The 18,196-nt window shown below is 55.5% G+C and carries 15 protein-coding genes; 6 read left to right on the top strand and 9 right to left on the bottom strand.

Annotated features, from left to right (window positions below):
* Window positions 1-31: 31 nt before the first annotated feature.
* The 6 genes from QPJ95_RS19420 to QPJ95_RS19395 all read right to left on the bottom strand — a co-directional run bounded on the left by QPJ95_RS19420 (window position 32) and on the right by QPJ95_RS19395 (window position 8,020).
* The gene (locus QPJ95_RS19420; RefSeq protein WP_270918933.1) at window positions 32-1,564 is read right to left on the bottom strand and encodes a 4-hydroxyphenylacetate 3-hydroxylase family protein; all 1,533 of its coding nucleotides are present in this window, start codon (window positions 1,562-1,564) and stop codon (window positions 32-34) included.
* Window positions 1,565-1,714: 150 nt separating this feature from the next.
* On the bottom strand, window positions 1,715-2,974 hold the full coding sequence (locus QPJ95_RS19415) for a flavin-containing monooxygenase (RefSeq protein WP_270918934.1): 1,260 nt from the start codon (window positions 2,972-2,974) through the stop codon (window positions 1,715-1,717).
* A 353-nt stretch (window positions 2,975-3,327) separates the two neighbouring features.
* On the bottom strand, window positions 3,328-5,514 hold the full coding sequence (locus QPJ95_RS19410) for a thiamine pyrophosphate-dependent enzyme (protein WP_270918935.1): 2,187 nt from the start codon (window positions 5,512-5,514) through the stop codon (window positions 3,328-3,330).
* A gap of 191 nt (window positions 5,515-5,705) precedes the next feature.
* Window positions 5,706-6,761, bottom strand: coding sequence for a dihydropteroate synthase (locus QPJ95_RS19405; protein ID WP_270918936.1), 1,056 nt, complete (start codon window positions 6,759-6,761; stop codon window positions 5,706-5,708).
* 9 nt (window positions 6,762-6,770) lie between these two features.
* Window positions 6,771-7,697, bottom strand: a complete 927-nt coding sequence (locus QPJ95_RS19400; protein WP_270918937.1) for a methylenetetrahydrofolate reductase — start codon at window positions 7,695-7,697, stop codon at window positions 6,771-6,773.
* A gap of 26 nt (window positions 7,698-7,723) precedes the next feature.
* Window positions 7,724-8,020 carry a virulence factor gene (locus tag QPJ95_RS19395; protein WP_270918938.1) on the bottom strand — a complete coding sequence of 99 codons (297 nt, stop codon included), beginning with the start codon at window positions 8,018-8,020 and terminating at the stop codon, window positions 7,724-7,726.
* 290 nt (window positions 8,021-8,310) lie between these two features.
* Here QPJ95_RS19395 and QPJ95_RS19390 point away from each other — a divergent pair, with 290 nt between their 5' ends.
* Window positions 8,311-9,423: a Ppx/GppA phosphatase family protein gene (locus tag QPJ95_RS19390; protein ID WP_270918939.1), complete on the top strand. Its 1,113-nt coding sequence runs from the start codon at window positions 8,311-8,313 to the stop codon at window positions 9,421-9,423.
* Between the two features lie 284 nt (window positions 9,424-9,707).
* Complete coding sequence (locus tag QPJ95_RS19385) at window positions 9,708-10,424, top strand: RlmE family RNA methyltransferase (RefSeq protein ID WP_270919028.1); 717 nt, start codon at window positions 9,708-9,710, stop codon at window positions 10,422-10,424.
* 2 nt (window positions 10,425-10,426) lie between these two features.
* Here QPJ95_RS19385 and QPJ95_RS19380 read toward each other — a convergent pair whose 3' ends face one another.
* Both QPJ95_RS19380 and QPJ95_RS19375 read right to left on the bottom strand, forming a co-directional pair.
* Entirely contained in the window at window positions 10,427-10,615 is a 189-nt protein-coding gene (locus QPJ95_RS19380; RefSeq protein WP_270918940.1) for a hypothetical protein, read from the bottom strand.
* A gap of 172 nt (window positions 10,616-10,787) precedes the next feature.
* Window positions 10,788-11,666: a YihY/virulence factor BrkB family protein gene (locus QPJ95_RS19375; protein WP_270919029.1), complete on the bottom strand. Its 879-nt coding sequence runs from the start codon at window positions 11,664-11,666 to the stop codon at window positions 10,788-10,790.
* Between the two features lie 305 nt (window positions 11,667-11,971).
* Here QPJ95_RS19375 and cls point away from each other — a divergent pair, with 305 nt between their 5' ends.
* Window positions 11,972-13,390 carry a cardiolipin synthase gene (cls, locus tag QPJ95_RS19370; protein ID WP_270918941.1) on the top strand — a complete coding sequence of 473 codons (1,419 nt, stop codon included), beginning with the start codon at window positions 11,972-11,974 and terminating at the stop codon, window positions 13,388-13,390.
* Here cls and QPJ95_RS19365 read toward each other — a convergent pair.
* Window positions 13,387-13,833: a potassium channel family protein gene (locus tag QPJ95_RS19365; protein ID WP_270918942.1), complete on the bottom strand. Its 447-nt coding sequence runs from the start codon at window positions 13,831-13,833 to the stop codon at window positions 13,387-13,389. The genes cls and QPJ95_RS19365 overlap by 4 nt on opposite strands.
* Before the next feature lie 252 nt (window positions 13,834-14,085).
* Here QPJ95_RS19365 and QPJ95_RS19360 point away from each other — a divergent pair, with 252 nt between their 5' ends.
* From QPJ95_RS19360 to QPJ95_RS19350, 3 genes are read left to right on the top strand one after another with little or no spacing between them, the layout of a single operon-like run.
* Entirely contained in the window at window positions 14,086-14,742 is a 657-nt protein-coding gene (locus tag QPJ95_RS19360) for an ABC transporter ATP-binding protein (RefSeq protein WP_270919030.1), read from the top strand.
* On the top strand, window positions 14,739-17,138 hold the full coding sequence (locus QPJ95_RS19355; protein ID WP_270918943.1) for an ABC transporter permease: 2,400 nt from the start codon (window positions 14,739-14,741) through the stop codon (window positions 17,136-17,138). Before QPJ95_RS19360 ends, QPJ95_RS19355 begins: the two co-directional genes overlap by 4 nt.
* Window positions 17,128-18,177 (top strand): lipocalin-like domain-containing protein, encoded by a 1,050-nt coding sequence (locus QPJ95_RS19350; protein WP_270918944.1) that lies wholly within the window; start codon window positions 17,128-17,130, stop codon window positions 18,175-18,177. The genes QPJ95_RS19355 and QPJ95_RS19350 overlap by 11 nt, the downstream gene beginning before the upstream one ends.
* The last annotated feature ends 19 nt before the right edge of the window (window positions 18,178-18,196 follow it).

Raw genomic sequence — 18,196 nt, 5'->3', positions numbered from 1 at the left:
ACCGAGATGGGCACTGCGGTTGACGGGCAGATCACCCCACTGATGTTTCGGGCGTTTGGGACGCAATGTCGTTCGAAAACCAGCTCGACACCGCCGAGTCCCTGGAGCTCAAAGATTGTTCTCCCATCACCTTGTCGGACAGACCGGCGACGTCTTTGACAAAGGCCAGCGGTCCGTCCCAATCGAAGTTTTGATATACAGCAGCAAGATGCGCAAAGGGCGGAGACTGGGTGAAGAGCTGGAAAGACAAGCGATGGCCCGCAAAATCTGAGTTGAGCATGTCGCGGGTCAATGCCAATAGCTTGCGGCGGTCTTCGGCGGCCCATTCGTCATTGATGGTATAATATTTGTCCATCCACGGCTTGGTCTCTGGATTATGAAAGGTTGCGGCATCCGGGGTTACACAGATCTGTCCGCCACAAAGTTCGCGGGCGATGTGCATCACCTCATGCAGTTGCGAACAGGCGAGGACGCGGCCCGCATAGAGCAGCGACTGGTTCGGCATCATCAAGCCAGCCGGAGATTTCTCTGCCAGAGCGATGGCGGCGGTCAGATGCGCATTGATCCCCTCGCGATAGCAAGCCAGGGCAGACAGCTTTTCCTGCACACCCTGATATTTGTCCAGACCGGTCTGGCGTACGTTAAACAGGGCAGCGCCGATCATCATGTCGGCGAACTTCAGGTTGCGCTGAATAAAGGCAAAGGCCGTGTATCTGTGCAGCGAGGCGCGCATGAACTTCGCCGCTTTGGTATGGCGGTAAAACAGCACGTTCTCCCATGGGATCAGCACGTCGTCAAAGATCACCAGCGCGTCGACCTCATCAAACTTGTTGGCCAGCGGGTAGTCTTGAGCCGACGCACGCCCGGCAAAACCGGTGCGGCAAATGAATTTGAGGTTGGGCGAATTCAGGTCGCAGATGAAACCCACCGCATATTCCGACAGCTCCTCCGACCCCCAGTTGGCGATGGTTGGCTTGGTGAACGCCTGGTTGGCATAGGCTGCTGCGGTTTCATACTTTGCCCCGCGCACAACGATGCCTGCGTCGGTCTCCCTGACCACATGCAAAAGCATGTCCGGATCCTGATCCTGCGCCGGTTTCGAGCGGTCGCCTTTTGGGTCAGTATTCGCGGATATCTGGAAAGGATCCCCCTTTACCACATTGGAAATATGGGTTTCGATGTTGTTGGCAAACTGCGGGTCGATCTCGTTCAGCACCTCCGCACCATCAAAAAGCGACCACATTTCGCCGACGGTCTCATCACCGACACGGGTCACCACACCACCGATTTTGTTCATCACGTGGTCGGTAGCGCGGCGTTTGGACCACCAGTCGGTCTGGCTATAGGGCAGCTTGTTCCCGATGGCAGACGTTTCGCCGCCTTCGGTATAGGTCAGTATCCCCTTGCTGGTCTCTTCATGCTGCATGTCGTAGAGGCGTGCGCGGATATCAACCAGCGGTTTAAACTGAGGGTGAGTGGTGACGTCATTGACGCGTTCACCATTGATATAGACGTCACGTTCTCCGCGAATCGAATCCCGATACTGCGCACCTGTACGTATCATTTTGGCCTCCTGAGGCAGCGACCGCCCCAGAAAGAGAGTTGCGGATCGCGTTTCACCCTTAGAATTTCACATCGGGTTTCTGATTTGAAAGAACGGTCTGTCTAGTCGCTGATAAGCTTATGCCACCTTCCCCGCCACGCAACTAAGATATCAGCTTTCTGATGGCCCGCTGTATTGCAGGTATTTGCGCTGGGTTGCGATATGGTCCGCCACATGTTTGGCGTCGTGCCAGACTCCCCAGATAAAACTGGACCCCCGGCAGGATTGCCAGGGCAACCCCAGAAAATAGACCCCAGGCTCTGAAGACAAGCCTTTTTGGTGCTTTGGCTTTCCCGCCTCGTCAAAGGCATCGACCTTCAACCAACTGAAATCCTGAGAAAATCCAGTTGCCCAGACAATTGAGGCTACGCCGGCTTCGGCCAAATTCAATTCGCGAACCGGATCGCTTACACTTTCCGGGACGGGACCAAAGTCGCGCGCGTCAGGATCTTCCGGCAAGTCGAGCCCATTTCGGGTGACATAAGCGTCGGCTGCATCAAGCATCGACAGATAGCCGGCATCGCCATTGGCGACATTCTCGGCAAGATCTGCTTCGAAGGACAAAACGCCATCTTCAAATTTCTGCGTCATACCAACGAGTGTTATTCCTTGGGCGGCCAGATCCCGAAAGTCGACCGTATGGCCGCCGCGGGCACCGCTTACGCAGATAGTGAAACGTTCTGTACCTGGCTTCATCGCAGCCGCATCCCACATGCCGAGAACGCCAAGCCACCATACATTGTCGCGTCCGCGATAGGCGCGTGGTGGACGATCATGTGGGCCCACGGAAAGGTAAACCTTCTTGCCGGCACGCATCAGCTCATCCGCAATCTGCACACCTGACGACCCGGCACCGACGACCATCACAGCACCGTCAGGAAGCTGATCAGGGTTGCGGTAATCGAACGAGTGCATCTGTAAGATGTCCGTTTCCTTCGGAACAACCGGCGGGACGATCGGGCATTGGAACGCACCTGTGGCGGCCACAATGTTTCTTGCTTCAAACACTCCGTCAGAGGTTTCAACACGAAAACCTGGGCGATTGGCAAGCTGCTCGGCCTGTTTTACTTCCACACCACAGCGAATCGGAGCGTCGATCATATTCGCATATTCCACGAAATAGTCCGCCACCCTGTCTTTCGACACAAAGGCATCAGGATCGGTATCGGAAAACTCCAGACCCGGAAAACGGTCATGCCAGGCAGGGCCATTGGCAACCAGCGAATCCCAGCGCCCCGTGCGCCAGCGTTCAGCAATTCTATCGCGCTCAAGAACGACGTGCGGTACGCCATTTCTGGTCAGGTGTTCGCTCATGGCGACACCGGCCTGGCCAGCGCCAACGACGAGCGTATCTACTTTTTCAATCGACATATTTTCGTCCTTCGAACTTGCCATTCCACAATTTTCAGCGGGTCTGCAAACATCCTAACCGAACCCTCAAATAGTCGAAAATATGGATTCAAAAAGCATTGCTTTGGCTAAGGCTAATCAACTCGAAAACAGGGGCGGTTCAAACGGCCGTTTTAATTTCCAACTGAATAATCAGGCCCGAGAGGTCAATGGATGGGGATCGTTATTAACACGCCCTTCTCCTCACGACGCGGGCGGCCTGCCTTGCGAAGGGTTTGCCTTTTCGACGCCCGCATTGCCCCTCGTTGCCTCCTTCAACGCCAATACGGCTCAAAAGAAACCGGAACCAAACCGTGGAAAATCCAAGCCCGGCCCTAATCAGCTGCGACCAGGGCCAGGGCTGCGCTGACAATACTGTCTTTTGACGGCAGGCTGGCGGCATATGCCGGCCCGGTTGCAATGAAGCAATCGCCAGCCACATGCCGGGCAATTGCCGTGGCGCCGTTTTCGGCGAACAGGGTCATCAAGGCTTCGGACTGACTGCCAGTACTGCGGCACTCATCGACGATCAGGATGTTGCGGCAATCCTTGCTGGCCGCCAGAATCGCCTCAGCCGGAAGCGGTGCCAGCCAGCGCATGTCGATGACGCGGGTCTTGATCCCTTTGGCGGCAAGATCTGCCTGCGCCTGCACCGAAAGGTAGCGCCCATTGCCATAGGTTACGATTGCCAGATCTGTCCCATCCCCGTGTACGCCCACATCGCCCAAGGGGATGCTTTTGCTCACCGGCGGATAAAACTGCATCCAAGCGTCGTCTTTTTCACTGTGAAGATCGCGCATGGAATAAAGCGCAATCGGCTCAACAAACACCACCACCCGCTGCTCTTCGCGGGCAAGTCGCACACATTCGCGCAGCATCATCGCCGCCTCAGCCCCATCAGAGGGACAGGCAATCACCAAACCTGGGATGTCACGCAACACCGCCAGAGAGTTGTCATTGTGAAAATGACCGCCAAAGCCTTTCTGGTAACCCAGACCGGCGATACGCAGCACCATGGGATTGGTAAATTGACCATCCGAGAAAAACGACAGAGTCGCCGCCTCGCCCCTAATCTGATCTTCGGCGTTGTGCAGATAGGCTAGAAACTGGATTTCCGGCATCGGGACAAAGCCGTTATGGCCCATGCCAATCGCCAGACCCAGAATCGATTGCTCATCCAACAAGGTGTCGATGACCCGATCCGGGCCAAATCTCTGGTGCAATTTCTGGGTGACCCCGTAAACGCCGCCCTTGCGCCCAATATCCTCGCCCATCATCACAATTTCAGAGTGCTGCAGCATGAGATCGGTGATCGCCCAGTTGATCAGGCGGCTCATTGGCTGAGGATTCTCCATTGAGCGGTGATCACTGCCAAAGGCCCGATCACGGGCGTCCGGGCTTGGCGCTGGTGATGCCAGGCAGGCGCGTTTTGGTGGCACCAGGCTGGTGGCAATTTGCTCAGCAGTTTGCAGATGTGGACGGGTAATCACTTCGGCAGCGACGGCCTCCACATGCAGGCAGGTTTCCTCATAAATCTCCAACGCCTGTTGCGGTTGCAATGCGCCGGCATCCCGCAGCAAACGCACGGAATGCAGCAGCGGATCATTGGCCTCGTCACTCTCCACTTCGGCTTTACTCAGGTAGGTGGTCGGCACATCAGCACCGGCGTGGCCGTATAACCGCACCGTCCGCAGATGTAAGAAGGCTGGTTTGCGTTTGCGTCTGACGTAGTCGGCCGCCGCAGTCGCCACCTTATGAGTTTCGTAAATATCCAGCCCGTTGGCCTGAAAATACTTGATGCCGGGGCGGTGCTCCATCGACGCCTGGATCCAGCCAGTTGGGGTTTTGGTGGAAATCCCAATGCCATTGTCCTCGCAAATCAATAACAACGGCAATGGAACCGATTGAACCGAGGTCCAGCCGGCCGTGTTGATGGCCCCCTGCGCCGTCGAATGGTTGGCAGAGGCATCGCCAAAGGAGCACATCACAAGCGCATCATCAGGCAGCTGGCGATGCTGAGGTGGATTTCGCCTGGCGGCGCCAATCGAATAGGCCGCTCCGACGGCTTTGGGAAGATGGCTGGCAATGGTTGAGGTTTGCGGTGGGATCATTAATTCCTTTGATCCCAGCACCTTGTGACGGCCGCCCGATATTGGGTCTTCACTGGAACAGGCAAATGACAGCAACATATCGCGGACAATATCCTGATCCGGGACCTGATCTGCACGGGCAATCTGAAAGGCGGCGTCCCGGTAATGCAGGAATGCCATGTCACTGGGACGGAGCGCCTGCGCAACCGCCGCCATCCCCTCATGGCCGCTTGAGCCAATGGTATAATACCCCTGACCGTTTTTTTGCATAGTGCGGCTGGTTAAATCCAATGCCCGGCTCAGACATTGAGCTCGGTAAATCGACACGGCACAGTCACCCGAAACGGCGGCCAGCGGCGCGGCACCCTGCGGCAAATCCTCAGACGCCACACGCCGGCGGAAATTACTGTTAACGATCTGCGCACGATCCATTTGAAACCCTCACTGAAGTCGACCCCGTCACCCCGTATCGGACAAATTCGGTCAAACAACCAATGAAATAACCGCTATAATGTATGACAATCAGGAATAGTTAACCCAGGCCTGACAGGGTTGAAACGGTTTAGAATAAAAAAGGCCAGTCCCTGTCGAGACTGGCCTTCGACGCTTGTTTCTTGACCAACTTATCCGCGGCGACGGCGGCCACCACCGCGGCGGCCTCGGCCTTCTTCGCCATCTGCTGCCGGTGGCTTGTTGTACTTGATCCAATTGCCACCGTGCGGGTCGTTATTGGTGAGCAGGTTGGCGGCACGAATAGCGGTCATTTCACTTCCCGCAACCGGTTTGGTCGAACCCATGCCAAACATTGCAACAAAGGCTTCATCCTCCATACCCTCGGGTAGAATAATGCCTGCTGCTTCCACAATTGCCCGCTTCTCGGCTATCTTCTTTTGCGAAATCGGCAGCGCCACTGGGTTCATAATGGCACTGGTCATACCGGCCGCAATTGCCATCGGCAAAAAGGCGTTGTTGACGCCGTGGCGATTGGGCAAACCAAATGAGACATTGGACGCGCCGCAGGTGGTGTTCACCCCCAGCTCATCACGCAAACGGCGGACCAGAGCAAACACCTGCAATCCGGCGGTCGCCATCGCACCAATCGGCATCACCAGCGGATCGACTACGATATCATGGGCCGGAATGCCGAAATCAGCCGCCCGTTCGACAATTTTCTTGGCGACCGCAAAACGCACGTCGGGGTCCTCGGAAATACCGGTGTCGTCATTGGAAATCGCAACCACAGGTACATTGTATTTCTTCACCAACGGCAGCACCAGCTCCAGCCGGTCCTCTTCTCCGGTGACCGAGTTCAACAGCGGGCGTCCTTCGGCGGCAGCCAGACCGGCCTCAAGCGCGCCAGGTACCGAGCTGTCGATGCACAGTGGAACGTCAACCAAACGCTGAACCATGTGAACGATCTTGGCCATCAAGGGCGGCTCAGTCTCATTTGGGTTCGGGTTGGAATTGTACACCACGCCGGCATTGATATCGAGAATATTGGCGCCGGCCAGCACCTGCGCCAAAGCGTCTTTTTCAACGGTCGAGAAATCGCCCGCTTCCAGCTCGGCCGCCAATTTCTTGCGGCCGGTGGGGTTGATCCGTTCGCCGATCACACAGAACGGTTCATCAAAGCCGATGACCGCAGTTTTTGTCTTAGATTCTACAACAGTACGGGTCATTATTGATCCTTAGGAGTTGACTGGCTTTGCCGAAGCGCCGCCATTATTGATCGCCCAGTTGGCATTGGTTTTAATACCGCCCAAAGGGAAAAAATGCACATTTGTGACGTTAAAGTCTGGGTTGGCCGCCTTGTGCGCCGCCAGTTTTGTCAGCACGTCAGTTGGCTCGTAGGGCAGCAACAGCTTGGTGACATCCATCGCCCGTTTCTGCAGCACCTTGAGCGACGCCCCGACCCCACAGGCGATGGCAAATTTGATCAGCGTCTGCAGCTTGGCCGGACCTGCGATGCCGATGTGGATCGGGATATCAACCCCGGCGGCCCGGATGGCGTCGGCCCATTCGATAATCGGATCCGCCTCAAAGGCAAACTGTGTCGCCAAGGCCATTTTGGCATCGGTACGGTCTGAGAATTTTTGTTTCCAGATCAGCGCTTCTGCGACATTCTTGGTGGAACCATCGGGATCAATGTCCTTGTTGCCCTCGGGGTGCCCAGCCACGTGCAGATTGGTGAAGCCAGCTTTGTCGAACAGACCGGTCGCCAACAATTGCATCGAATCTTCATACTCACCCAGTGGCTTTTTCACCCCACCAGCCAGCAGCAAAGCCTGCTTGACGTCCGCCTCGCCCTGGTATCGCTCAATCCAGTCACTCAGGGTTGCCCTGTCCTGGATGATCCGCGCCGGAAAATGTGGCATGACCGGAAAACCCTGATCATTCAGACGCTTGGCCGTCGCCACCATGTCCTCGATCGGAGTGCCTTCAATATGAGCCACATAGACACGGGTGCCGACGGGCAGCAGGTCGCGGAAATCGTCGACCTTGGCAGCCGTCCGCGGCATGACCTCGATCGAGTAGTCCTGCAAAAAAGCCTCAACCTGAGGATTAACGGGCTGTGCGCCACCGGCGTCACGCTTTTTAAAGTTCAACAAAGCCATCACGGCCTCCCATAGTCGTGTCGAGCCTAGGCCCATCCGTCGTTCTGAATCAATGTCTTGAGCCGGGCCTGATCGTATTCCACCTCAAGCCGTTTGGCTTCGGACGCCACAATCTCGGCCGGATCTCCATCTAAAGTATAGGGTTTGGCCTTACGCCATTCGGCCAGATAGGCGTCCGAGTCCTTGGCATTCACCTTCATGGCGGCGCGATCAATGGCTTGCTCAAACCGTTCCTCAAGCTGATGCTTTGCCCCCCGACGTCCCCTGCCGACGATAACCTGGGCCGGAATATCCCGCCAAAAGACAATTGTAACTTCAGGCATTGCCGTTTCCTTTCAGATAGCTCTGTTCCTTGTGGTTCTAGTCCGCATAAGGGCGGCAAGTAGGTCGAATTTCGACAAACCGGGAGTACTGAGCGACGTTTTTGATACAAGGAAATTACATTCTTGCCTGCGCAAAGGCCACAGCTCGGAATCGTCATATTTCTCATCTGGTTTATGAGTTTGATGCGCACCCGGTGACGCAAGTGAGTGCCAGGTGCTCACGGCGTCTTGCGTGTGCGCCGCTGCGCACCTATGGTCAAACACAACACGATAATCGGAGGGCGTGACACATGGCGCCCAGGCGTTCCAATGGTACGGGCGCGTTCCCCAAGGTGGTTGAGACCCCCGTGCCAGCCCGCCCCAATCCCGACGCGTTGTATGCTGCGTTGGATTTGGGTACAAATAGCTGCCGGATGCTGATTGCCCAACCCAAGGGCAGCGGCTTTCATGTGGTGGACAGTTTCTCCAAATCGGTGCAGCTTGGCGCCGGGTTGGAACGGACCGGGCGACTGTCACGGGCCTCGATGGCGCGCACCATACAGGCGCTAAGAATCTGTCAGCAAAAACTTAGGCGAAATCGTGTCACCCATATGCGGCTAGTGGCCACCGAGGCCTGTCGCAGGGCAAAGAACTCTCGGGAATTCATTCGTCAGGTGAAACGCGAAACTGGGCTCACCCTAGAGATCATTCAGCCAGAAGAAGAGGCCCGCCTGGCGGTGATTTCCTGTGCGCCGCTGGTGTCGACGCAGACCGAACAACTGCTGGTGGTAGATATCGGCGGCGGCTCGACCGAACTTGTGTGGATAGACATTTCTTCGGTCCCCCGGCGTGACCGCCCTGCCGCCATTATGCGTTTACACACTGGGTTTCACACCACTGACAGCCGTTTTCCCAATGCAAAAGTAGTGGATTGGATTTCAGTTCCGCTCGGTGTGGCCACGCTACGAGACCAGTTCATCGACGTTGATGATGACGCCGCACGGTTTGCTCTAATGAGTTGGTTTTTTGAGGAAAACCTGTCCGAATTCGCCCCTTATAAAGACGAGCAGGTTCGCGCTGGTTTCCAGATTGTTGGCACCTCAGGCACGGTCACGACGGTTGCCGCCTCTCATCTTGGCCTGAAACGCTATGACCGAACCAAGGTGGACGGGTTGCGAATGACCAGCGACCAGATCGACAGGGTGATCCGCGGTTATCTTGAATTGGGCCCGCTGGGCCGAAGACGCGACCCCCGTATCGGCGAAGATCGTCAGGCCCTGATCATGTCAGGTTCGGCGATTTTGCAGGCTCTGTTGCGTTGCTGGCCGACCGACCGGCTGTCGGTGGCCGACAGGGGGCTGCGCGAGGGATTGCTTTACGCACAGATGAGTGCCGCTGGAGTGCTGGACGATAGCCCGTTTTGAATTCAGTGGCAGCCGGGACTCCTGGGCAGCGCTATTGTGGTGACCCTCACATCCTGCATTCACCGAACGCGAAATGGCATTTGAGAAGTTCGCTGCCAAACATTGCAAGCCTTCGGTTCATACCATGAGTAAGAAAATGGGATTATGGCGCTTTTGACTGTGGCACTGACGCAGTCAAAAGGTTAAAGCCCCTTTTCCTTTGCCTCGCGTTGGCCTAAGCCGACATATAACTCATGAGGGCTTTCAAACCCTGACCGCCTGACGGCATGAAACGGATCATTGTGATGGCTAAAACACCCACCGGCAAAAATACCTCGGGACGCGGACAGCGCGACCTGAAAGTCAAGCTAAAGACAGCGCGCGGGCGGACGCTCAGTTCCAGCCGGTGGCTGCAACGACAGCTAAATGACCCCTATGTAAAACGTGCTCAAGCCGAGGGTTACCGAGGAAGAGCGGCCTATAAGATCATGGAAGTAGACGATAAGTTCCGCTTCCTGGTTCCGGGTGCCCGGGTTGTCGATCTGGGCTGCGCCCCCGGTGGCTGGTGCCAGGTTGCCGTGAAACGGATCAATGCACTGGGTGAGAGAAGAGACAAAGCTGTTGGTACGATTTTGGGTGTCGACCTGCAGGAAATGGAAAGTCTGGCCGGAACAAACCTTTACCAGCTCGATTTTATGGATGATGGCGCCGACATTCAGGTCAAAGAATGGCTGGGCGGCAAGGCTGATGTGGTAATGTCGGACATGGCTGCGGCCAGCTGCGGCCATAAACAGACCGACCACCTGCGGATCATCTCACTTTGTGAGGCTGCGGCCTATTTTTCCTTCGACGTGCTTGAAGAAGGTGGAACCTTTGTCGCCAAAGTGCTCGCCGGTGGTGCCGAGGGTGAATTGCAGAAGGTTCTAAAACAGAAATTCACCAAAGTCATGAATATGAAGCCGCCGGCCTCACGGTCTGATAGTTCAGAAAAATTTGTGGTTGCCATGGGCTTTAGGGGCTAAAGCTATACGCCCTGATTGCCGGGCAGCTGCAGAGAACGCGCGGCCAACGTGCGGAACATCAAAGTATCCACCCCCTCGCCCTCGCTACGCCGAGACACTCTCAGACGCATATCGACCTGCTCTGCGGCATTTTTTTGCCGAATCAATTCAAAAAGCTGCGAATGGCGGATTTTTGTGCTCAATCTCATCATCAGATCCCTCTCCGACCAAACATTGGCCTACATTATGGTAAAGGCTAGGTTGCAACTACGCCGGGGGGATGACCGAATTAAGGCAATTGAGCCATTTTATCCAAGCCGTGGCCGATCCAGCAACACCGCCCGCAGCGGCAGCGTGCATCTGAGCGGCGGTCTGTCACGCTCCTTAAGTGCCGCCTTCCGGATTTGCCGCCGGATCCTCAGCGCCAAGTGCCTGGATCAAAGCACCGTTGAACTCGGCGCCCAAAATTAGAATTGCAGCGTTGAAATATAAGAAAATCAGCGCGGCCATGGCCCCGGCCAGCCCGGCATAGGTCGTGGAATACCGTGCAAAACCACTGACATACACTGAAAACCCCCAACCAGCGCCCCACCATAATACCATCGTCAACACGACCCCCGGCAAAATGTGGCGCAGCTTGTGGATATGGCCGGGCAACCAAATATGGCAGGCCAGCACCGCAAGCAGAGGTGTCAGGGTCACCAACAGCCCATTCAGGCCGCCACCCCAACCGCTCCCAACCGTGACCTGCGGAAAAAAATCTGCAAGATAGCGGGCCAACAAAGGCAGCAAAAATTCAAAAAAGGCGGTTGCCATGATCCCGGCCCCTCCCAGAATGACAAAGGACAGGCATAACAAACGGCATTTCCAGAATGGTCGTGGGTCATCATCCCGATAGGCCTGAACCATGGCCAAACGAACGGCATCGACCCCGTTGGAGGCGAAATACAGTGCCAGTACACCGCCCACTGTCATCAGCCTGGAATTGGATGCCGCTAAGACGGCATAGAGCTCATTCACAATCGGCTCGGCAACTGCCGGCGGCCAGGATCCAAAAACAAGATCCACCATGTCTTCAAGCTGCACATCCTGGGAAAGCACCCCGGCCACCGCGCCAGCCAGAGCCACTGTAAACAGAACAAAAGGGAACAGCGCCAGCATCATAGACATCGCGATGTGGCTGCTGAGCACCCAACCTTGCTTGCGGTTAAAGCGCAGAACCGCAGCCAATAACGCCGACGGCAACACCTTTAGTAATGACATTTGCATCAGAATTGGCCCAATCTGCCTTACCCTGCGGGAAACGGTCCTCGGCCAGCATTTCCCTGGAAGACCACACATTCAGATAAGTCGAGTAACAGCCCTTGGTGCAACCTCATTGTTCGGATTTTCACTTTGCAAGGAGGAACAGCAGCCGGGTCCTTTTCTTGAGTGGCCTCTTTTTTGTGGTAAAACACAGAGGAGAAAGGCATGCTTTCAGTGACGACTGAAGCCCCTATGAAATCTACTTACAGCCAAATACTCGTCTCAAAAAATTGCAATAATCCGTTGTGTATAAGGCGAAATATATGTTGTCTATTACCCTCAGCACTCTGTTGATCCTGGCCATGTGGATCGCTGCTGGATTATCAGCTCTCAGCGCCGCCCGCACCTCGCGCACACCGCAGGGGGCGATGGGCTGGGTTGTTTTTTTACTCGCCCTTCCGATCCTCGCCCTGCCCGCCTATTTGTTCTTCGGCCATCACCGGTTTAAAAGCTACCGCGATGCCCGCATCCAATCGGCGCGCGCGGTGCAAGGGATAAAGAACTTCTCTCAGGCCCACGCGGTGGATCCGGCGCAGATGTCGGTCAACCCAGCCCCCTTTGAAGCCGTCGCCGGACTGTCGGTTTGTGGCGGCAACGGCTTTGAACTTCTGATCAACGGTGAGGCATCTTTTCAGAGTATTTTCAATGCCATAGACGAAGCTCGACACTATGTTTTGGTGCAATTCTATATTGTCCGCGATGATGGGTTGGGGCGCCGCCTGAGGGATCATATGATCGCTGCCGCGCAACGTGGGGTGGCCGTTTGGTTTATCACCGACGCAGTGGGCAGCCATGCTCTGCCGCGGCGCTATTCAAACAGCCTGCAGGCCGCGGGCATTAATTTGGTGGATCCAGGCACGCGACGCGGGCCCAAACACCGGTTTCACCTCAATTTTCGAAATCATCGCAAGACAGTCATCATCGACGGCAACACCGGCTTTACCGGCGGCTTGAATGTGGGCGATGAGTATCTGGGGAAAGATCCAAAATTTGGCCCTTGGCGCGACACCAATGTGCGGATTACCGGGCCCGTTGTGCTGCAGCTTCAACTGGCATTTGCCGAGGATTGGCATTGGCTGACTGAGGAGCCATTGCTGGACTTGCTGGACTGGTCTGCCACGATCGCAGAACAGGATCTGGCGGCATTGATCATCGCCACCGGCCCAGGAGATAGCACGACCGAAACCGGATCTATGATGTTTTTCTCTGCAATTTCAGCAGCAAGGCATCGGGTTTGGATTACCTCGCCCTATTTTGTCCCTGACCTGGATGTCATTGCCGCCCTCAAACATGCGGCGCTGAAAGGTATAGATGTACGCATCCTGTTGCCCGACAGCATTGACCATTATGCGCCTTGGCTGGCGGCATATTCCTATTTCGATGAGCTCCGCGCAGCTGGGGTTAAGATCTTTCGCTACACCTCTGGGTTCATGCATCAAAAAGTTGTTCTGGTTGACGAAACGATAGCGGGTATTGGCACAACCAACCTAGACAATAGATCCTTCCGCTTGAATTTCGAAGCTATGGCATTTTTCTTTGACACTCAGGCGGCACAATTGGTCGCAACGATGCTGGAGCAGGATTTCACCCATGCGGATGAAATTACCAAAGGGCTGGATCAACAAAAATTTCTGATCCGTCTCGCAGCACCGGTCGCGCGCCTCTTTGCTCCGGTACTCTAGTTGTCGCCTTCAACCTCCTGGGTAACAACAAACACTTTACCAATAGATCCAACAAGAAAAGCAGTGCTAATGCCAAATCCCAACAGGCCAGTGACGGCTGAAAATGCCGCGAATATTCGAAGTCCCGGACCAAGCACCACATCCCCATAGCCCAAAGTCGTGTAGGTCACCAAGGAGAAGTAAACGGCTGTATTCCATTCGGGCAGCGCGCCAGAGAGCACAAAGCCGGACGACCAGATCCACACCTGCAGGGTATGTGCGAACACCACATAAGACAAAGCAACAAAGATGAAAATGGTTGTATGTCTTGGCCTTAATACTTGGCCAAATCGCTTGGAGAGCCGCCTCAGCGCTTTGGCGCAATGTAAAAGGATCGCCGTTTCCAAAATAAGGCACAGTATCAGAACAAGACTTCCCCAAATGAGTTGTTGCAGCAGGGACATGTCGCTTTCCTTGTGGGTTCGACCGTGAAAATTGATCAGACTGGTTTCAATTGTCCATTTATATCAGGTCATTGTCGTCAGACGCAATTGCCAAACAATGCTCGGCGCCCATTTGCAACTCTACTTTGGACGTATTCTGTCCTGTTCTCAAGAAACCCGGCGATGCAGCTTGTGCTGGACAGTTTCGCTCTGCAAGTATTCAGTGACTTGGATCGGATGATGCCACAAGCGAATTTGGGAATGGTCAACGACATGCTATTATGCATCCGAAATCTAAGTAAATGTTATCCGGGCCTGCCGCCCTCCCGCGCCGTGCTTCGCAAGGTTTCACTGGATCTGGAAGCCGGAAAAACTATCGCATTAACTGGCGAAAGCGGTTCAGGAAAAAGTACGCTTTTGCACCTGATCGCGGCTCTGGACCACTATGACAGTGGCGAAATCAAAATTGATGGCACCAGCCTGACCGGACTTACCGATAGAGCCAGAGCAAAACTGCGGAGAACCGACGTTGCTATGGTTTTTCAACAATTTAATCTCGTCCCTTCACTCACCGTTGAGCAAAATATCTTGCTGCACGCCAGTCTTGCTGAGCGTGTGGATTTAGATTGGATCACAACACTGACACGCCGCCTGGGTCTTGCAGATTTGACCAATCGCTATCCAGAGCAGCTTTCAGGTGGGCAACAGCAACGGGTTGCCATTGGCCGGGCTTTGGCCGTACGCCCAAAACTCCTGCTCGCGGATGAGCCTACCGGTAATCTGGACGAAACGGCCAGCGCCGAAGTCCTGAACCTCATGTTGGAATTGGTCCGAAAAAGCGGCACCTCGCTGTTTCTGGTGACACACTCTGTGCAGATCGCCAACCAACTGGACCGCCGGATTCACCTGAGTGAAGGGAAAATTCAATGATACGCGCTGCCCTTGGCGCATTGTTGTCGCATTGGAGGTGTCATCCGCTGCAACTATTAACCCTGGTTGCTGGCCTGGCATTGGCCACGGGATTATGGTCGGCGGTGCAGGCCATAAACGGCGAGGCGCGGGCATCCTACGGGCGGGCTTCGGCCCAATTGGGATTGTCGGGAATGGATATTCTGATCCCAAAAACCGGCACTATTCCAATGACTCGCTACGTGATGTTACGCCGGGCCGGTTGGAAGTTGGCGCCTGTCATCGAGGGCCGGTGGTCACTGCGGAATGGATCGGTCAAACTGCTTGGTATCGATCCACTGAACCATCCCGCATTGCGCGCGATATCACCTATAGAGGCGCCTCAACTGGATGCGCTAAGCTCACCGGGTAGGTTATTTCTACACCCCAGCACGCAGAGCCAATTGGACGGTCATCCAGATTTACCGCCCGTTACTCACACAGAGAACCTGCCAACGGGCGTCGTGTTGAGTGACATCTCCCTAGCTGAGGCCCTTTTGGGACTTCACGGACAAATCACCAGGCTGATCATTCTGGCAGATCAACCGATGGGGTTGAAACCGCTAGCGGAGCTTGCGCCAGAGCTGTTGCGGCGCGCCGCAGTCGACACCGAGACCGGACGGCTCACCGATAGTTTTCACTTAAATCTTACGGCCTTTGGCCTGCTGTCTTTTGCAGTTGGCCTGTTCATTGTGCAGGGCACCGTCGGCCTGGGCATTGAACAGCGGCGCAATTTATTTCGAACATTGAGGGCCATGGGCGTCTCGCTGCGACTCTTGACCGGGCTACTAATCGGCGAACTTATGGTCATTGCCCTGGCGGCGGGGGGGCTGGGATTGATCCTGGGGTATCTGGTGGCCGGCGCCCTGCTCCCCGACGTAAGCGCAACGTTAAACGGACTCTACGGCGAAACGGTTGAGGGCGGCATAACTTTGCGAGCGAGCTGGATTATGTCGGGACTTGGCATGGCGATCTTTGGCACCTTAATCGCCAGCGCCCAAGCCTTTGCAAATTTTTACAGAATGCCACTGCTATTGGCGCCCGGAGTTCAGGCCCGCAGCCTGGATGCACGGTCCAGCCAACAGGTAATGGCCATCGCCGGCTGCGGGCTGATCGTCGCGGGCAGTCTCGCCATCCTGTTGATTGATGGGTTGGTGGCTGGCTTCGCTCTGCTTGCCGGGGTGATGTTGGGCTCTGCACTACTGCTGCCTCTGCTGCTGTTTGCAATACTTTCTGCAGGAGCCCGAACTGCGAGGAGCGCATTATCCGAATGGATCTGGGCGGATATGCGGGCGCAACTGCCCGGAATATCGCTTGCAATGATGGCCCTTCTCTTGGCGCTGGCGACAAATATCGGCGTCGGAACAATGACCTCCAGCTTTCGCCTTACCTTTGTCGGTTGGATGAACCAACGTCTTTCGGCGGAAATTTATGCAACAGTGAAGGATGAGCAACAAGCCGGGGAATTCACCGATTGGCTGGCCGACCGGGACATCACCACATTGCCAATCCGCTGGGCAGAAGTTTCTTATGACGGGGCTCCTATTCGGATTTACGGTGTCATTGATCATGACACATACCGGGAAAACTGGCCTGTTCTTCAGGCTCAGCCCGCCGCCTGGGACAAGGTATTTGATGGCGTCGGAGTGATGATAAATGAACAACTGGCGCGCCGTCAGAACCTATGGCCTGGCGATATGTTAACACTCACCCAGGATTGGCAGATACCTGTGACCGGAGTGTATTCGGACTACGGAAATCCACATGGTCAGGCGATAATCTCGTTGCCAAGCTTACTTCAGCGGGTGCCCGATGTTCCCAACCGCCAATTTGGACTGCGCCTGCCCCCCAAGGACGCCTCCGATTTGATCAAGGAGATACGACAGTCATTTGATTCAGCGTCCATATCCGTGATTGACCAGGCGGACATAAAGGCCAGGTCTCTGGCGGTGTTTGACCGGACTTTTGTCGTCACCGGGGCGCTGAATCTGTTGACCCTAGGGGTTGCAGGCTTTGCTATTCTGACCAGCCTGCTGACGCTTTGGACCATGCGCTTGCCGCAACTTGCGCCGATTTGGGCCCTGGGTGTTTCCAGGCGACAGTTGGCATGGTTAGAAGTATTGCGCAGTCTCGCTCTGGCCACTCTAACCGCTTTCCTGGCGCTGCCACTTGGCCTTGTTCTGGCTTGGGTGTTATTGTCGGTCATCAATGTCGAGGCCTTTGGCTGGAAGTTGCCAATGTATGTGTTCCCGATGGATTGGTTGCGGTTGTTGGGGCTGGCTCTGATCGCCGCCGCCGCCGCCGCCGCGGTTCCCGCCATCAAACTGGCGCGTATCAAGCCTGCAGATCTGCTCAAGGTGTTTGCCCATGAACGTTAGATTGGTGATTGCAGGCGTGATTATCTGCCTTCCCCATATGGGCGCAACTCAGGGCTTTGCAGGGCTTGGCACTCAGGTTGAGGGATTTGCAATTCCCGACCGACAGAACACACTGGAATTCCCGTTGGATCATGGGTCCCATCCGAATTTTAGAATTGAATGGTGGTACATGACGGCCAACCTGAATGGCGATGACGGTGGTGAGTATGGTGTTCAGTGGACGCTGTTCCGTATCGCCCGTGGCCCAGGTGATCGCGCCGGCTGGTCCAGCCCACAAATATGGGTGGGACATGCCGGTCTCACCACTGAGGACGCCATGTATTATGACGAACGCTGGGCCAGAGGGGGCATCGGTCAGGCAGGTGTTTCCATCCAGCCGTTCACCGCCTGGATTGACAACTGGGCGATGGCCAGCCCAGATCAAACGCTGCAAAATCTGACAGTTACCGCCAGTGGTGGGCGTTTCGCCTATAATTTGGCGATGACTGCGCGCGGCCCTTTGGTGCGACATGGCGACAACGGCTATTCGGTGAAATCTGCCGGTGGCCAGGCCAGCCATTATTACTCGCAACCCCGATACGATGTCACAGGAACACTGACCCTTGCTGACGGATCTGTGGAGGTCACAGGACAGGGATGGTTAGATCGTGAATGGTCAAGCCAACCGCTGGCCAAGGATCAAAACGGTTGGGACTGGTTCTCGCTGAGTTTTGATAGCGGCGCCAAATTGATGGGTTTCATCCTGCGCGGTGACAGCGGCGATTATAGCTCGGGCACTTGGATTGATGCCGAGGGCAGTGCCACTCCTTTGGCCCCCGGCGCATTTCAGGCTGTGCCATTGGATTACAGCATAGTTGAGGGTCGAACTGTTCCGGTTACCTGGCAGGTCAATCTCCCGGAACACGAAGTTTCGGTTATGATTCAGCCAATTAACGAGCAAAGTTGGATGGGAACCTCGGTGCCGTATTGGGAAGGACCCGTCACCATCTCCGGCAGCCACACGGGGCGTGGTTATCTGGAAATGACCGGATATGAATAGGGGCGCACAAAGGCGCCCC

The organism is Parasedimentitalea psychrophila, from assembly GCF_030285785.1.
In the GTDB taxonomy this organism is placed as follows: domain Bacteria; phylum Pseudomonadota; class Alphaproteobacteria; order Rhodobacterales; family Rhodobacteraceae; genus Parasedimentitalea; species Parasedimentitalea psychrophila.
This window is presented reverse-complemented; position numbering and strand designations above follow the sequence as displayed.

What these genes read in the sequence shown, in the direction of transcription:
- QPJ95_RS19410 (WP_270918935.1), bottom strand. Translation starts at nt 5,514, where the DNA reads ATGGATCGTGCGCAGATCGTTAACAGTAATTTCCGCCGGCGTGTGGCG.
- QPJ95_RS19365 (WP_270918942.1), bottom strand. Translation starts at nt 13,833, where the DNA reads ATGTCCCTGCTGCAACAACTCATTTGGGGAAGTCTTGTTCTGATACTG.
- cls (WP_270918941.1), top strand. Translation starts at nt 11,972, where the DNA reads ATGTTGTCTATTACCCTCAGCACTCTGTTGATCCTGGCCATGTGGATC.
- QPJ95_RS19415 (WP_270918934.1), bottom strand. Translation starts at nt 2,974, where the DNA reads ATGTCGATTGAAAAAGTAGATACGCTCGTCGTTGGCGCTGGCCAGGCC.
- QPJ95_RS19350 (WP_270918944.1), top strand. Translation starts at nt 17,128, where the DNA reads ATGAACGTTAGATTGGTGATTGCAGGCGTGATTATCTGCCTTCCCCAT.
- QPJ95_RS19395 (WP_270918938.1), bottom strand. Translation starts at nt 8,020, where the DNA reads ATGCCTGAAGTTACAATTGTCTTTTGGCGGGATATTCCGGCCCAGGTT.
- QPJ95_RS19385 (WP_270919028.1), top strand. Translation starts at nt 9,708, where the DNA reads ATGGCTAAAACACCCACCGGCAAAAATACCTCGGGACGCGGACAGCGC.
- QPJ95_RS19405 (WP_270918936.1), bottom strand. Translation starts at nt 6,761, where the DNA reads ATGACCCGTACTGTTGTAGAATCTAAGACAAAAACTGCGGTCATCGGC.
- QPJ95_RS19400 (WP_270918937.1), bottom strand. Translation starts at nt 7,697, where the DNA reads ATGGCTTTGTTGAACTTTAAAAAGCGTGACGCCGGTGGCGCACAGCCC.
- QPJ95_RS19390 (WP_270918939.1), top strand. Translation starts at nt 8,311, where the DNA reads ATGGCGCCCAGGCGTTCCAATGGTACGGGCGCGTTCCCCAAGGTGGTT.
- QPJ95_RS19360 (WP_270919030.1), top strand. Translation starts at nt 14,086, where the DNA reads ATGCTATTATGCATCCGAAATCTAAGTAAATGTTATCCGGGCCTGCCG.
- QPJ95_RS19355 (WP_270918943.1), top strand. Translation starts at nt 14,739, where the DNA reads ATGATACGCGCTGCCCTTGGCGCATTGTTGTCGCATTGGAGGTGTCAT.
- QPJ95_RS19380 (WP_270918940.1), bottom strand. Translation starts at nt 10,615, where the DNA reads ATGATGAGATTGAGCACAAAAATCCGCCATTCGCAGCTTTTTGAATTG.
- QPJ95_RS19420 (WP_270918933.1), bottom strand. Translation starts at nt 1,564, where the DNA reads ATGATACGTACAGGTGCGCAGTATCGGGATTCGATTCGCGGAGAACGT.
- QPJ95_RS19375 (WP_270919029.1), bottom strand. Translation starts at nt 11,666, where the DNA reads ATGTCATTACTAAAGGTGTTGCCGTCGGCGTTATTGGCTGCGGTTCTG.